Below are 15898 nucleotides of genomic sequence, written 5' to 3'. Positions count from 1 at the left end.
ATTATTCCATATCATCTGATAGATCGATATCTTCATCCTCAAAATCATTATCATCGTAATTTAATAATGTTTCTTCTCTCGGATAAATACCAGCTTCTCTAGCATCTGTTTCTGATTTAATATCAATTTTCCAACCTGTTAACTTTGCAGCTAAGCGGGCATTTTGTCCACGCTTACCGATTGCTAATGATAATTGATAATCTGGAACAATAACAGTTGTCGCCTTCTCTTCTTCATTCACAATGACATCTAATACTTTTGAAGGACTAAGCGAATTGGCAACAAAAACAACTGGATCTTGTGACCATTTCACAATATCAATTTTTTCACCTTTTAGCTCATTTACAACAGCTTGGACACGTGTTCCCTTTGGACCAACGCATGAACCAACTGGATCTACTTCTTCATTATCTGAGTGAACAGATATTTTCGAACGATCTCCAGCCTCACGCGCAACAGATTTAATTTCAACTGTTCCGTCATATATTTCAGGAACTTCTATTTCAAACAGTCTTTTTAGTAAACCCGGATGAGTTCGCGAAACAAAAATTTGTGGACCCTTAGTTGTTTTTTCAACTTTTGTAATGAACACTTTAATTCGATCATGGGGTTTATACTGCTCATTCGGCATTTGCTCATTTGCCGGTAAAATGGCTTCAATTTTCCCAAGACTGACATAAATGAACTTCGAATCTTGACGTTGTACGATACCAGTCATGATATCCTCTTCACGATCAATAAATTCAGAATAAATGATGCCTCTTTCAGCCTCACGCACACGTTGAGTTACAACCTGTTTTGCCGTTTGCGCTGCGATCCGTCCGAAGTCCTTTGGCGTAACCTCTAATTCAACAATGTCCTCGATTTGGTAATTCGGATTTAGCTTTTGTGAGTCTTCAAGCGAAATTTCCAATCTCGGATCGAATACTTCGTCAACAACTTCTTTACGTGCAAAAACTCGCATCGTACCAGTCCCCAGATTTAAATCAATTCGCACATTTTGGGCTTGATTGAAATTTCTTCTGTATGCTGAAACGAGAGCTGCTTCAATTGCATCGATAATTACATCTCGTGAAATTCCCTTTTCTTTTTCAAGCAAGGTCAGAGCATCTAACAATTCACTGCTCATGAGATTTATATCCCCCTTTAATAGAAAAGCGTAAGCATGAACATACTTGCGCTATGTATTCTCTTTTTTTCTTGGATTATTTCTAAAAAACTAAAGCGTAAGCGCCTTGATCACCCTAAGGTAAGTATGAGTCTTACCAGCAAAAAGGTTCTTCTTTAACCTTATTGCTGGAATGGCTTATGACCTCGAGGAGGTAAGCGCTGAAGCTGGACGTAGACAAAACTGTTAGCAAAGTTAAACACTACGTGTGTTAGTATAATTTCCTGGATAAATTACGAAAAAACCACTGCTAGACGAGCATTGGCCACTTTTTCATATGGAATATTAACCGTTTTCTTTCTCGTCTTAATTTTGATTTCAACAGAGACGGTTTGACCATCAAAATGCGTTAAAATCCCTTCAAACGTTTTTTCCCCATCAATAGGCTCGTACGTTTTAATGAATACATTTTTTCCAATTGATTGATTAAAATCCTTGTCATTTTTAAGAGGGCGCTCAGCTCCCGGTGATGAAACCTCTAAGAAATAGTTATAAGGAATAGGGTCAACCTCATCAAGTTTTTCACTTAATTGTTCACTGACTAGTCCGCATTCTTCGATATCCACACCATTTTCTTTATCGATAAAAATGCGAAGGAACCAATCTTTCCCTTCCTTAACATATTCAATGTCAACTAATTCTAATTTAAGTTCATCTAATATAGGGGTGACTAATCCTTCAACTGTTTCAGTCACTTTGCTCATACATATCCCTCCTTTACATAGAAATGCGGAAGCACCGCGTTCAGCCTTAGTTATCACAAAACAAATCTCTCAATATTCCTTTACTTATTTAGAGGAATGACTTGTGACATCAAGGGAAAGGTTGCTTGTGCTAGACCATTTTCCAACTCAAAAGAAATACCTCTTATCTTTTAAGAAAGTACGTACACAACACGAAAGAGTGGGTTGCCCCACTCTTCTTTTACGAGAGTTATAAATAGTATTTCCATTAAAACTATACCATAACCAATTTTTTTATGCAAATGGAATTGCTGTCATTTCAAGGCTTCCAGGATGCGTCAATTAAAATAATGATAGCTGATTTTGCTCAGGAAGGGATTCTAAGCAACCGTGATTATCCAGATATTCGATAATCGTTTTTGATAATTTAGCACGTTGCTGCAAATCTTCTTTAGAAAGGAACTCTCCTTCCTTTCTTGCATTTACGATATTAATGGCTGCATTTGTCCCTAAACCTGGAATGGCATTAAATGGTGGAATGAGTGCACCATCATCAATCAGAAATTCGTTTGCACTTGAACGATATAAATCAACCTTTTTAAATTTAAAACCACGTTCATTCATCTCAAGGGCAAGCTCCATAACTGTTAATAAATTCTTTTCCTTGTTGGATGCATCTAATCCTTTTGCATTAATATCCTCGATAACTGAACGTATAGCTTGTGATCCTTTAGACATAGCATCAACATCAAAGTCTTCCGCACGAACAGTAAAGTATGCTGCATAATAGTATAACGGGTGATGTACTTTAAAGTATGCAATTCGAACTGCCATTAAAACATATGCTGCAGCATGCGCCTTTGGAAACATATATTTTATTTTCTTGCAAGAATCAATATACCATTCTTGTACATTATTCTTTCTCATTTCTTCTTCCATTTCATCCGTTAATCCTTTACCTTTACGAACAGATTCCATAATTTTAAAAGCAAACGCTGGATCTAATCCTTGATAAATTAAATAGACCATGATGTCATCACGACAGCCAATCACTTCACTTAGTGTACAAATTTTATTATGGATTAGCTCCTGTGCATTGCCAAGCCATACATCGGTTCCATGTGAGAGGCCAGAGATTTGGACAAGCTCAGAAAATGTCGTTGGTTTTGTGTCCTCAAGCATTTGCCTTACGAACCTTGTTCCAAATTCCGGAATCCCCAATGTCCCTGTCTTACACATAATTTGCTCTTCCGTTACACCAAGTGATTCCGTTCCACTAAATAGTTTCATCACTTCCGGGTCATCCGTAGGTATTGTCTTTGGATCAATATCACTTAAATCTTGAAGCATACGGATGACAGTCGGATCATCGTGCCCGAGTATATCAAGCTTTAATAGATTGTCATGAATGGAATGGAAATCAAAATGGGTTGTTTTCCATTCAGAATTTTTATCATCAGCTGGAAATTGAATTGGCGAAAAGTCAAAAATATCCATATAATCAGGAACAACAATAATTCCTCCTGGATGTTGGCCGGTTGTCCGCTTTACCCCTGTACAACCAGATGCCAATCGATCAATTTCCGCTCCCCTTAATTGAAGATTATTATCCTGCTGATAAGCTTTCACATAACCGAAAGCGGTCTTGTCTGCAACCGTACCAATTGTTCCAGCACGGTATACATAATCCTCTCCGAAGAGCAATTTCGTATAGTTATGTGCACGCGGCTGGTATTCACCTGAGAAATTCAAATCGATATCTGGTACCTTATCGCCTTTAAAACCTAAGAAGGTTTCAAATGGAATATCCTGTCCATCTTTTTTATATTTCACATGGCAGTTCGGACAATCCTTATCAGGTAAATCAAATCCGGACCCTACAGAACCATCATTAAAGAACTCCGATTGTTTGCATTCTGGACAAACATAATGTGGTGGGAGTGGATTTACCTCTGTTATTTCTGTCATTGTTGCCACGAAAGATGAACCGACAGACCCACGAGATCCTACTAGATATCCATCATCTAATGATTTTTTCACTAATTTATGGGAAATCAAGTAAATAACCGCAAATCCATGGCCGATAATACTCTTTAATTCTTTCTCTAATCTTGCTTCAACAATTTCAGGAAGGTTCTCACCATAGATTTTTCTCGCCATCGTGTAGCTCATATTACGCATTTCATCGTCTGCGCCTTCAATTTTTGGCGTATATAAATCATCTTTAATTGGCTTAATAACATCAATCATATCAGCAATTTTGTTCGTGTTTTCAACTACAATTTCCTTCGCCTTTTCTGGTCCTAAAAACTTGAAGGCATCCAACATTTCATTTGTTGTTCGAAAATGGACATCGGGGAGCTTATGACGATTTAATGGATTCGCTCCGCCCTGTGAATTGACTAATATTTTTCGATAGATTTTATCGTTTGGATTTAAGTAATGAACATTGCCTGTCGCCACTACAGGAAGTCCTAGCTTTTCTCCAAGTTGAACAAGCTTCCTGATAATATCCTCTAGCGACTTTTCATCCCGAACTAATTCGAGCTCAAGCAGATGCGCATACACTTCTTTTGGATGTATCTCAATATAATCATAAAATTGTGCTGTTTCCTCTACCTCTTCAGGGGACTTTTGCATCATTCCTTCAAATACTTCCCCCTTATCGCAGGCAGAGCCGACAAGAAGACCTTCCCGATACTTTTCAAGCTGGGACCTTGGGATTCGAGGCACCCGATAAAAATAATTAAGATGCGAAAATGACACAAGCTTAAAAAGATTTTTTAAACCAACTTCTGTTTGTGCAAGCAATGTACAATGATAGGGCCTTGCACGCTGATAAGCATTTCCTTTGCCCATATTATCATTGAACTGATCATGATACTCAATCTCTTTTTCTGCTGCATCCTTTAGCATTTTCAACAAGAGATATCCTGTAGCCTCTGCATCATATATCGCACGGTGATGCTGGGTTAATTCAATATCAAATTTCTTCGCTAGCGTATTTAAGCGATGGTTTTTCATATCTGAATAAAGGAAACGAGCTAGTTCAAGTGTATCTATAACAGGATTTGTTGCCTTCCCAAGGTTTATTTTTTTATAACCAACATTTAGAAAGCCCATATCAAATGAAGCATTATGAGCAACTAATATCGCATCTTCTGTCCAATCATGGAATTTCTGCAGCACTTCACTAACTTCTGGTGCATTTTCAACTAGGTCATCTGTAATCCCCGTTAAGTTAATTGTCGTTGCAGAAAGCGGATGATGGGGATTAGCGAATGATTCAAAACGATCAATAATTTCGCCATCATGAATTTTCACTGCAGCAAGTTCAATGATTGTATCATACACAGCCGATAAACCAGTTGTTTCAACGTCAAACACGACATACGTATCATCCGACAATTTCCGATGGGCACTGTTATAAGCAATCGGCACCCCGTCATCAACTAGATTCACTTCAACCCCATATAATATTTTAATATCATTTTTTTTCCCAGCATTAAATGCCTCTGGAAAGGATTGAACAACTGCATGATCAGTGATGGCTATTGCTTTATGTCCCCATTTCTTTGCTTGTCCAACGAGTGCACTAACAGAAGAAACAGCATCCATTTGACTCATTGGTGTATGAAGATGTAGTTCAACACGCTTTTCATTTTCCGGTGATGTATCTTTTCTTTGAACAGGTTTTAATTCATTAATATCATTACCGATCATGACAAGATCTCGGACAAAAGTATCATTTTGAATGCTTCCACGTACTTTTAACCACATTCCCTTTTGGACATGCTGATATAGGGCAGCATCTTCCTTGTCGCGGGAAAACATTTTGACAAGAATGGAGCTTGTATAATCGGTAATTTTAAAGGTTAATAATGTTCTGCCGCTTCTAAGTTCTCTCGTTTCAGCAGCAAAAACATATCCTTCAACAGCTACTCTTCTCTCTTCATCTACAATATCAATGAGCTTGCGATAGTCTGCATCGTCTTTTATCGTTAAGCCAACCATGAGAGGACCTTGAAGTACTGATGAATCACCTTCTGCAGCTTCTGCTTCCTTCTTCTCCATATCGATTAATGCCTGAAGACCTCGTTCCTGATCTTCTTTTTCTTTTGCTGCAATAAATTTTTCGTATTCTTCATTTGTTTCTTCAGCAGAAATTTCTGTGTCAATAACTAGAGTCGGAAAGCCAAAGGATTCGAATACTTGACTTATCGTTCCTGCATATTTTCGTTTAATTGATAGACCTTCCATATCATTTCTAACTAAAATGATCACTTTATTTCCATTTACTTTTGGAATTTGTTCATTCAATAACTTTAAAAGAGGCGGAGCCATTCCTTCCATTTCTTGAATACAAATCTGCCAGTAATCTAAAATAAGCTTTTCATCAAACTGCTGATTTATTACATTTGTAGTAAATGAAATATTTGCAATATGCGAAAAAGCTGATCTTAATTGTGTCGTAAACATGCTGAAAACTCGAAATGGCAAAATAGCTTCTAATTGAAAGTGAAAATGCCATCTTCTATTCTTTTTCTCTATTACTACTTTTTGTATTTCCGCATCATGAAAATACTGAACAACCGCTTGATCTGTTAGTTGAATCTGCTGGAGCAAGAGGTGGAATCGCTCTTTATTGCTTAGGGCTTCCTCCATAATTCTCTCTCCCATCTAATTATTTTTTCGCTCATCTTTTGTAGAGACTTTGACCATTATATCATACTATATAATGAAAAAACGGATTCCCAATTTATAAAAGAATCCGCTTTTCACTAGAGTTAAATAGCTGTATATTCCACATGCATTTTAACGGATAACTGGCTCTAAGTAAAAATTAATGGCTTCGTATATTTACATCTGCTAGAAATTCTCTTAAGTTGAAAAAAATGTTCTACTTTGATTTATTGATTAACACCCCTACTATTAAAAAATAGGATCAAATTCTAATTGAATTTGACCCTAAAAACTTTTTATAAGAAAAAACGTTGAATATCATTCCATGTGACCACGAGCATAAGTAGCATTAGAAGGGCAAATCCAATAAAATGAACCATTCCTTCTTTATGTCGATCAATCGGTTTGCCTCTAACTGCTTCAACAGCAAAGAACATAAGTCTTCCACCGTCTAAAGCAGGAATAGGCAATAAATTCATAATTCCAAGATTAATACTTAGGACAGCCGCCCATTTCATTAAATAATAAATCCCAGATTTTGCTACAGTATCTGTGGAAACATAAATACCTACTGGACCTGATAAAGCATCAATCGAAAATTGCCCTGTCACAAGTTTCCCTAGCATGACAAATATTTCTTTTGTCCAGAGATATGTCTCTTTTGCACCATTAGTTATTGACTTTAGTGGAGATTTCTCCATTGGCTGATAAACACCTATAACGCCTCTTGATTTACCCTCTGCTTCTTCTTGCAGCTTTGGTGTCACAGGTAATTCCATTTCATTTCCATTCCGTTCTAATGAAAATTGCAGCTCTTTTTCAGGGTTTTTGCTAATAATTTCAACGATATCATTCCAAGTGGATATTTCAGCCCCATTTACACTATGAACGACGTCACCCTTTTTAAGTCCTGCTTCAACCGCAGCCCCATCTTTTGTTAATTCTCCAAGAATTGGCGCATCTGTAGGAATTCCTTGTAAAATACCAATTAAAACAAAGACAACAAATGCAAGCACAAAGTTCATCATTGGTCCTGCAAAAATAGCCATTGTTCTTTGTCCAAGCGTTTTAGAGGCAAATTGTCTATTATATGGGGCAATTAACGTTTCTGTTCCATTTTCAACTAGAACAGCAGTCGAGCTAATCGGAAAAGATTGAAGCTTTTCCTCTTCATCCCCTTCAACAAACCCTTTAATGATTAACTCATGCTCAATATCTGCATGTTCCACCTCTACCACTCTTGCATCTGGATATTTCTCTTTATTCGTCAAAATTATTTTACTAACTTGTTCTTCTTCATTAAACAATAATCCAACTCTGTAGCCTGGCTTAATCTCAATCATTTCAGGATCTTCTCCAGCCATCCGAACAAAACCACCAATAGGCAGCAATCGAACCGTATAGACTGTATCTCCTTTTTTATGAGAAAAAACTTTCGGACCAAAACCTATCGCAAATTCTCTACATAAAATCCCAGCCCTTTTTGCAAAAATTAAATGGCCTAGTTCATGGAAAAATACGAGAGCTCCGAAGATGACAATAAAAGCGATGACTGTACTCAAATGATAACCACCTTTTTAAAAGATAAGATTCTATCTTTTCTTAAATTTTTAGAAGTGAGTGTACATATTTTCTCGTATCCAAATCTACTTCACGAATATCTGCCAGGCTTGGATTAGAAATAGTTTGATGTTTACTCAAAGCTCTTTCAATGAGATCCTCAATTTGCAGGAAAGTAGCTTTTCCATCTAAGAAGGCCGCAACTGCAGCTTCATTCGCAGCATTTAATACAGTTGGCATCGTTCCTCCCGCTTTTCCTGCTTCATAACTAAGCTTTAAACAACGGAAGCGCTCAAGGTCCATTTGTCTAAAATGAAGCTTACCTATTTCTTCTAATTTCAATCGTTTAGCTGACGGGAATTTGAATCTATCTGAGTATGTAAGTGCATATTGGATAGGAACTCTCATATCAGGTGTACCTAGTTGAGCAATGATACTACTATCATGGAATTCAACCATAGAATGAATAATGCTTTCCTTATGCAATAAGACATCAATTCTGTCATAGTCTATCGAGAAGAGCCAATGGGCTTCAATTACTTCTAATCCCTTATTCATCATTGTCGCAGAGTCAATCGTGATTTTTGCACCCATTGACCAATTCGGATGATTTAATGCATCTTCCACTGTCACATTACTTAATTCTTCACGTGTACGATCTCTGAAGCTTCCACCAGAAGCAGTCAAAATTAATCTTTCAATATTTTTTTGATTTTCACCTTGTAATGCTTGAAAAATAGCCGAATGTTCACTATCAACTGGTAATAATGAAACTTGATTACGCTTTGCCTCTTCCATTACAAGATGACCCGCAGTTACAAGTGTTTCTTTATTGGCAATTGCAATACTCTTTTTTTCTTTAATAGCCTCCAATGTTGGGACTAGTCCAATGCTGCCAGAAACAGCATTAACAAGAATATTAGCCTTATGGTAAACTGCAACCTCTGTTAATCCTTCTTCTCCATAAGAAAATAACACATGCGGAAATTCAACTTTCAGTTCATTAGCAATAGAACGCTCAGCAACAGATACAAGCTCAGGACTGAAATCTCTAATTATCTTTCTTGTTAATTCAATATTTTTGCCCGCTGCAATGGCAACAAGCTTAAATTCCTGTGGGTGTTCATTAATAATATCTAATGTTTGCGTACCAATAGACCCGGTAGCTCCCAGTAAACTAATATGTTTCAATTGACTCAACTCCTATTGGAAAGCACAAGCATGCACATATAATTTAAAGTAAATAAATAAAATGAATCAACGGCCAAACAAATAATAAGCTATCAAAGCGATCTAATATTCCACCATGGCCGGGCATAATATTCCCAGAATCCTTTACATTATAGTGGCGTTTCAATGCTGATTCAACAAGATCACCAATTTGTCCAAAAACAGATAATACAACAGTAATCAATATTAATTGAATGTAAGAAGCATCAATATTTGTGAAGAGGAGGAATAGTACAGCTACAGCAAGTGCACAAATAACGCCTCCAATTGATCCTTCCACAGTCTTATTCGGACTAATTTCTGGCCATAACTTCCTCTTACCGATGGCTCGGCCAATGAAATAGGCCCCAGAATCGGTTGCCCAAATAATTAATAATGAGTACACGACATAAATCAACCCAGCATCTCTCGTCTCAATAAAATAATAAAAACCGATGCCCACATATAATGTAGCTAAAATAGAAAAAGCTACATCATCAAAGGTAAACTTATTTTTTGTTGCAACCGTATAGGTTAAGAACAAGAGAACAGCAAGCAGCGCAAACTCAATTTTAGTAAAGTGAATCAAATTAAGTACACTTTCAAATTGGTTTGGTAAAAGAAAAATCCAAAGCAATAATAACGAAATAATCCCCGGTGCAGAAAAAACACTGAGCTTGCGCATGTTTAATAATTCATAAAGTGCAATGGATGCCAATAAATAGGCTAATACAACGACGGGCACACCACCAATTACTACAACTGGCAGAAATATTGCACCAAATATAATTGCTGAAATAATTCTTTGCTTCATCTAATTGTCAACACCTTCACTAAACTCCACCAAAACGTCTTTGCCTGTTTTGGAATACTTCAATTGCTTCAATAAAGTGATCTTCTGCAAAATCTGGCCAAAGTACATCTGTAAACCAAAACTCTGTATACGCCAATTGCCAGAGCATAAAGTTACTTAACCGGATTTCTCCACTCGTACGAATCAATAAGTCAGGATCACTTAATCCATTTGTCATTAAATACGATGAAAATACATCCTCTGTTAATTCATTTTCATCTATTATACCACTTTTGCAATCATTTAAGACTTCCTTGATTCCTTCAATAATCTCATTCCGACTCCCATAGTTTAGTGCGAAGTTTAATATTAGCCCTGTATTTTCTTGGGTATCCACCATCGCCTTTCCTATGGCATTTCTTGTGTGAGAAGGAAGCATTTCTTTATCACCCATCATTTGAACTCTTACATTTTCATTCACTAGCTCTGGAAGAAATGATTCAAGAAACTCTTCAGGAAGCTTCATTAAATAATCTACTTCTAATTTCGGTCTTTTCCAATTCTCAGTGGAAAAAGCATAAAGAGTTAGCGTCTTAACACCAACTTCATTTGCCAATTTTGTTATTTTCCGAACGACCTTCATTCCTTCATGATGTCCAGCAATCCTAGGCAATGCCCTCTTACTAGCCCATCTGCCGTTGCCATCCATGATAATGGCGATATGTGAAGGAACTTGGAGCTCTTGAATCTTCATCATTCTTTCTCGGAGTTCGGAAGAGCTACTCTGATTCTTCCATCTTTTTAATATATTTAACATAAGACTGCTCCTTTAAGCTAGGTTAATCTTACCCTCCGATAAGAAAAGCGCAAACTTGAAGAGAAGAAAAATAATCCCTGCGCCTTTTTAATCTATTGAAAAAATAATCAACCCTATTTCCGCATGATAATATCATACCAAAAATAGAGAAATATATCTCTATAAATGAATATGTACAAACATGTTAAATAAGAATAAGACAATCAATTGTTATTAGTGGAAAGTTTACTAATTTGTAAGGACTCCTTCTTACCTCGTTTTTTTCAATAACAGGAAGTAAGTCTCCTCATTGATTGAAATATAACACTATTATCCAAAACATCAGGTAGAACAGCCGATTAACCGATTTCCTGCTATACATTTATGAGCCAATCAATTTCACATAGAAAGAGAAAAAAAACCCCCTATATATAGAGGGTTACTATATCTATTCATAGAATGGATGCAAATTAAACTTCAAGAATTTCTTTTTCTTTTTCTTTTGTGACTGCATCAATTTTACTAATTTGATCATCAGTCAGTTTTTGAATATCATCTGAGTAACCACGTAAATCATCTTCAGTAATTTCGCCACTTTTCTCCAGCTTCTTTAAATCATCATTCGCATCACGACGAACATTACGAATCGCAACCTTTGCTTCTTCCGATTCTTTTTTCACTAATTTAACAAGCTCTTTTCTGCGTTCCTCTGTTAGTTGAGGAATTGAAAGTCTAATAATGCTGCCATCATTAGAAGGCGTTAAACCAATATCTGATTTCAAAATAGCTTTCTCAATTTCTCCAAGGATTGATTTATCGTAAGGCTGAATAACAAGTAGACGAGCTTCTGGAACAGAAATTCCTGCTAATTGATTAATTGGTGTTGGTGCACCATAATACTCGACCGTTATTCGATCAAGTAATGAAGCGTTTGCTCTACCTGCACGAATTCCTGCTAATTCACGACTATATGCTTGTATTGCTTTTGTCATTCTATCCTTTGTATTCTCAATAACTTGTTTAGGCATTATTTTTTCCCCCTCACTATTGTTCCGATTGTTTCACCCATTACTGCCCGATTTATATTACCCGGTTCCATGATTGAAAAGACGATTAATGGGATATCATTATCCATACATAAAGAAGATGCAGTGGAATCCATTACGGCCAAGCCTTCCTTGATTACATCTAAATAGGAAAGTTGATCATATTTCTTCGCATTTTTATCAATGCGAGGATCTGCAGAGTACACGCCATCTACATTGTTCTTTGCCATTAAAATAACTTCTGCTTCAATCTCCGCGGCACGTAAAGCAGCAGTTGTGTCCGTTGAAAAATAAGGATTTCCTGTACCAGCAGCAAAAATAACAACACGTTTTTTCTCTAGGTGACGAATTGCTTTTCTGCGAATATATGGTTCAGCAACTTGTCTCATCTCAATTGATGTTTGCACTCTTGTCTCTACACCTAATTGTTCCAGGCTATCTTGTAGTGCTAATGAGTTCATTACAGTTGCAAGCATGCCCATATAATCAGCATTTGCTCTGTCCATTCCCATTTCTTCACCGATTTTCCCGCGCCAGATATTTCCGCCGCCAACTACAACAGCAACTTCAACACCTAGTTCAGCCAAATCTTTTACCTGTGATGCAACTGATTTAATAACAGTAGGATTAATTCCAAATCCTTGTTCCCCTGCTAATGCTTCTCCACTTAACTTTAAAACAACTCGTTTATATTTTGGGCTGCTCATAGAGAACCTCCATATGTAGGATAAGAATAGCACAAGACGCCCATGTGATTGTCAAGAAGGTCAAAACGAATCCAGCTTATTGAAGTTTGAACTTAACTAGCTTAATTGAATAGTTTGTAACCCTTGAAAATTCGACGACTTTAGCTAGACATAATCAAGTACTAAATATAATCAATCTTGAAAAATAGGGAACACAAAGTGTTCCCTAAAATGACAACAAAAAGTTGTACTCTACTATTATTTCTTCACTTGACTCATAACTTCTTCAGCGAAGTTATCTTCACGCTTTTCAATACCTTCTCCAACTTCAAAGCGAACAAACTCACGGATTTTACCGCCTTTTGATTCTACAAACTGACCAACTTTTTGATCTGGGTTTTTAACGAATGTTTGGTCATTAACACAAACATCTTCAAAATATTTACCTAAACGGCCTTCAACCATTTTAGCTACAATATTTTCAGGCTTTCCTTCGTTTAGAGCTTGCTGTGTTAACACTTGACGCTCACGTTCAACTTCTTCTTGAGAAACTTGATCACGAGTAACATATTTAGGGTTAAGTGCAGCTATATGCATTGAAACATCCTTTGCTGCAGCTTCATCAGTTGTACCTTCAAGAACTGATAATACACCAATGCGTCCGCCCATATGTAAGTATGCGCCAAATGCATCATTATCAGATTTTGTTTTCACTTCGAAACGACGAAGACTTAGTTTTTCACCAATTTTCGCAATTGCTGAATTAATATGTGATTCAACAGTTGCTCCATTTGACATTGTTTGAGCAGCTGCTTCTTCAACTGTAGCTGGTTTATTAGCAAGTAAATGAGCAGCTAATTCAGTAACAAGAGTTTGGAAGCCTTCATTTTTAGATACGAAATCAGTTTCAGAGTTCACTTCAATAATAACAGCTTCATTGCCATCTACTTTAATTGCTGTTAAGCCTTCAGCAGCAACACGGTCACCTTTTTTAGCTGCTTTTGCAATTCCTTTTTCACGTAATAAGTCAATTGCCTTATCCATATCGCCATTTGTTTCTTGAAGTGCTTTCTTACAATCCATCATTCCTGCGCCAGTTTTTTCACGTAATTCTTTAACCATTTGTGCAGTAATTGCCATGATATAATCCTCCTAGTATTTCTTATGTATTTATATCTTTACCTTTAACCGTACATTACAAACTGAATAAATGTAATATATTTATTCGTATTTTCTTCAAAAAAAGGTGATAAAGAGTGCTTCCTCTTATCACCTTTTTATTGTAACCAAAAATAATTTGCTTCTTAGGTGTTAGATAGAACTCCAACCCTAATGCTAAGGGGCTTTTTGGTCATAAGGCAATCAGCCAAAAAGATGAATGAACACCCTTTACGTCAGCTGCCTAATTCTGTCGTCCCTTTTTGAGCAAGTTACTTCTGTTTTTTAATTACGCAGTTGTAACTTCTTCACCTTGTTTAGCTTCAAGGATAGCATCCGCCATTTTACCTGTTAATAATTTAACAGCACGAATCGCATCATCATTAGCAGGGATAACAACATCGATTTCATCTGGATCACAGTTTGTATCCACGATTCCAACGATTGGAATGTTTAATTTATGTGCTTCAGCAACAGCAATGCGTTCTTTACGAGGATCAATGATAAATAATGCATCAGGAAGACCCTTCATATCTTTAATGCCGCCTAAGAATTTTTCTAAGCGCTCTTGTTCTTTTTTCAATTGAACAACTTCTTTTTTAGGAAGCACTTCAAAAGTACCATCTTCTGACATTCTTTCAATGTCTTTAAGACGTGAAATACGCTTTTGAATTGTTTCAAAGTTTGTCAAAGTACCACCTAACCAACGTTGGTTAACATAGTACATACCAGAACGGATAGCTTCTTCTTTAACAGAATCTTGTGCTTGTTTTTTTGTACCAACAAATAGGAATGTACCGCCGTTTCCAGCAAGTTCCTTAACAAAATTATAAGCTTCTTCAACCTTTTTAACTGTTTTTTGAAGGTCAATGATGTAGATACCGTTACGCTCTGTGAAAATATATTTTTTCATCTTAGGGTTCCAACGGCGTGTTTGGTGTCCGAAATGTACACCAGCTTCAAGCAATTGCTTCATAGAAATAACTGACATTTGTGTTTCCTCCTAATGGTTTGATTTCCTCCGCTTAAATCATTTTCAATCGGGAACCGAGAACTCAGCACCATCCGACTAAATCAATAAGCGTGTGTATTAACACCATTTGTTAATATAGCATATCATTAAAAAACAATCAAGCATTATCTATTATGGCTTTGAAATTTAAGTAATAGTTCCACTTCCGTTTTGCCTTTATTAAGAAGTTGTGCAATTTCCTCTATTGTATAACCTTGTTTCTTTAATTCTATTATCTGGTTAATTAATGAAGGTTTCAACTCTTCTTTTTTTTGAGGATTTTCTGTTTTATTCGGCTCCTCTTCAAATGGAGGGAGAGTAACTTCAGAATCTGCTTTTATTCTTTGATCATTCTCGCTCGATTGTGTATCCTTACTTTCTGCTTTCACGTATTGTTTATATGTATTGACCGCTTTATGTGCCGAAGCTTTACCTACCCGATTATATAGGGTTGTCTCTTTTGCAAGTCCTTTCGAAATTCCCTGATCGATTTCCTTCATTGACAATTCAACATTGTCTTTTTTCTCTATTGTTGAATTAAAAGGTAATTTGGGCAGAATTTCAACTTGTTGTACTTTAGTAATAAATGCTTCATTCTCTTCTTTCATTTGTACTAAATAGGCAGAAATGACTTCCTCCATATCAGCTAGTACTTTTTCTTGGCTCTTTTCCATTTGCAAAAGTCGATTTTGGCGGAGAAATAAAATGACAATTGCAAATAAGGCTAATATATTTAAAAACAAGCTAAGTAATAAAAAAAATGTAGTCATACCATCCCTCTATCCGCTAAAATCAATGAAATTTCCTTTATAGGGGTGTTTTTCTCTTTTCTCTTTTTGAGAATCTTTTATTTGATGCTCATCTTTCTCTGAATGATTCGGATCTTGATCATGCTCATTTTGTTCCTGGGATAACCTTACATTTCCCTTTTGCTCCTGTTTATTTACTGTTTTCCTTTTTTGTTCCGCTTCCTTACTCGTGTACTCAGAAGCAAAATCATTCGCAATTTGCCCGCGTTGTTGAAGCTGTTCTTGAATTTTCCCTGCTTCAAATGTTCTAGGTAAAGCAATTTGCATCTCAACAGACTTTAAGCTCATATGTAGT

At 36.4% G+C, this 15898-nt stretch carries 13 protein-coding genes; all 13 read right to left on the bottom strand.

What is annotated here, in order from left to right; all coding sequences use genetic code 11:
- Nucleotide 1 precedes the first annotated feature (1 nt).
- The 13 genes from nusA to J2Z40_RS03480 all read right to left on the bottom strand — a co-directional run bounded on the left by nusA (nt 2) and on the right by J2Z40_RS03480 (nt 15891).
- Nucleotides 2–1129, bottom strand: a complete 1128-nt coding sequence (nusA, locus tag J2Z40_RS03540) for a transcription termination factor NusA (protein ID WP_066393665.1) — start codon at nt 1127–1129, stop codon at nt 2–4.
- 272 nt (nt 1130–1401) lie between these two features.
- The gene (gene rimP, locus J2Z40_RS03535) at nt 1402–1872 is read right to left on the bottom strand and encodes a ribosome maturation factor RimP (RefSeq protein WP_066393662.1); all 471 of its coding nucleotides are present in this window, start codon (nt 1870–1872) and stop codon (nt 1402–1404) included.
- A 321-nt stretch (nt 1873–2193) separates the two neighbouring features.
- Nucleotides 2194–6516 carry a PolC-type DNA polymerase III gene (locus J2Z40_RS03530; protein ID WP_066393655.1) on the bottom strand — a complete coding sequence of 1441 codons (4323 nt, stop codon included), beginning with the start codon at nt 6514–6516 and terminating at the stop codon, nt 2194–2196.
- Nucleotides 6517–6830: 314 nt separating this feature from the next.
- Entirely contained in the window at nt 6831–8096 is a 1266-nt protein-coding gene (gene rseP, locus J2Z40_RS03525) for an RIP metalloprotease RseP (RefSeq protein ID WP_066393652.1), read from the bottom strand.
- A 40-nt stretch (nt 8097–8136) separates the two neighbouring features.
- Complete coding sequence (locus J2Z40_RS03520; RefSeq protein ID WP_066393650.1) at nt 8137–9285, bottom strand: 1-deoxy-D-xylulose-5-phosphate reductoisomerase; 1149 nt, start codon at nt 9283–9285, stop codon at nt 8137–8139.
- A 43-nt stretch (nt 9286–9328) separates the two neighbouring features.
- Entirely contained in the window at nt 9329–10117 is a 789-nt protein-coding gene (locus J2Z40_RS03515; protein ID WP_066393648.1) for a phosphatidate cytidylyltransferase, read from the bottom strand.
- A 19-nt stretch (nt 10118–10136) separates the two neighbouring features.
- The gene (locus J2Z40_RS03510; RefSeq protein WP_066393647.1) at nt 10137–10913 is read right to left on the bottom strand and encodes an undecaprenyl pyrophosphate synthase; all 777 of its coding nucleotides are present in this window, start codon (nt 10911–10913) and stop codon (nt 10137–10139) included.
- A 449-nt stretch (nt 10914–11362) separates the two neighbouring features.
- Nucleotides 11363–11920, bottom strand: a complete 558-nt coding sequence (frr, locus tag J2Z40_RS03505) for a ribosome recycling factor (protein ID WP_066393644.1) — start codon at nt 11918–11920, stop codon at nt 11363–11365.
- A complete protein-coding gene (gene pyrH, locus J2Z40_RS03500) occupies nt 11920–12645 on the bottom strand; it encodes a UMP kinase (protein ID WP_066393640.1) in 726 nt (241 codons plus the stop codon). The genes frr and pyrH overlap by 1 nt, the downstream gene beginning before the upstream one ends.
- Nucleotides 12646–12882: 237 nt before the next feature.
- Nucleotides 12883–13764, bottom strand: coding sequence for a translation elongation factor Ts (tsf, locus tag J2Z40_RS03495; RefSeq protein ID WP_066393638.1), 882 nt, complete (start codon nt 13762–13764; stop codon nt 12883–12885).
- A 307-nt stretch (nt 13765–14071) separates the two neighbouring features.
- A complete protein-coding gene (gene rpsB / locus J2Z40_RS03490) occupies nt 14072–14773 on the bottom strand; it encodes a 30S ribosomal protein S2 (protein WP_066393635.1) in 702 nt (233 codons plus the stop codon).
- Nucleotides 14774–14919: 146 nt separating this feature from the next.
- Nucleotides 14920–15564, bottom strand: coding sequence for a DUF6115 domain-containing protein (locus tag J2Z40_RS03485; RefSeq protein ID WP_066393634.1), 645 nt, complete (start codon nt 15562–15564; stop codon nt 14920–14922).
- 9 nt (nt 15565–15573) lie between these two features.
- Nucleotides 15574–15891, bottom strand: a complete 318-nt coding sequence (locus J2Z40_RS03480) for a hypothetical protein (RefSeq protein WP_066393633.1) — start codon at nt 15889–15891, stop codon at nt 15574–15576.
- Between the last annotated feature and the right edge of the window lie 7 nt (nt 15892–15898).

The organism is Cytobacillus eiseniae (assembly GCF_017874625.1).
Classification (GTDB): Bacteria; Bacillota; Bacilli; order Bacillales; family Cytobacillaceae; genus Cytobacillus; species Cytobacillus eiseniae.
The sequence above is the reverse complement of the archived record's forward strand: the minus strand, read 5'-3'. Positions and strand labels throughout refer to the sequence as shown.